Annotated in this window: 1 protein-coding gene; it reads left to right on the top strand. The window is 49.8% G+C overall.

Annotated features, from left to right (window positions below; genetic code table 11):
- The coding region (gene purM / locus R7R24_RS30015) for a phosphoribosylformylglycinamidine cyclo-ligase (RefSeq protein ID WP_318120629.1) at window positions 1–534 on the top strand (534 nt) is incomplete at both ends.

The raw sequence follows: 534 nt of genomic DNA, 5'->3' as shown, positions 1-534 counted from the left end.
AACGACCTAATCGTTCAAGGTGCCGAGCCCCTATTCTTCCTAGACTACTACGCTACAGGCAAACTAGACGTAGACACAGCAGCAGACGTGGTTTCTGGTATTGCTGATGGCTGTGTTCAAGCTGGTTGTGCACTTATCGGTGGCGAAACCGCTGAAATGCCAGGCATGTACGAAGGCGAAGACTACGACGTTGCGGGTTTCTGTGTAGGCGTAGTGGAAAAAGAAGACGTGATTGACGGCACTAAAGTAGCAGCAGGCGACGCACTTATCGCTGTCGGCTCAAGCGGTCCACACTCAAACGGTTACTCACTGATCCGTAAGATTCTAGAAGTTTCTGGCGCAGATAAAAACGAAGAGCTAGCAGGTCGCACTATCGGTGAGCACCTACTAGAACCAACGAAGATTTACATCAAATCCGCACTTAAGATGATCGAGAAACACGATATCCACGCGATTTCTCACATTACGGGTGGTGGTTTCTGGGAAAACATCCCACGCGTACTGCCTGAAGGCACAAAAGCCGTTATCGACGGT

The organism is Vibrio sp. 704 (genome assembly GCF_033339295.1).
This window is presented reverse-complemented; position numbering and strand designations above follow the sequence as displayed.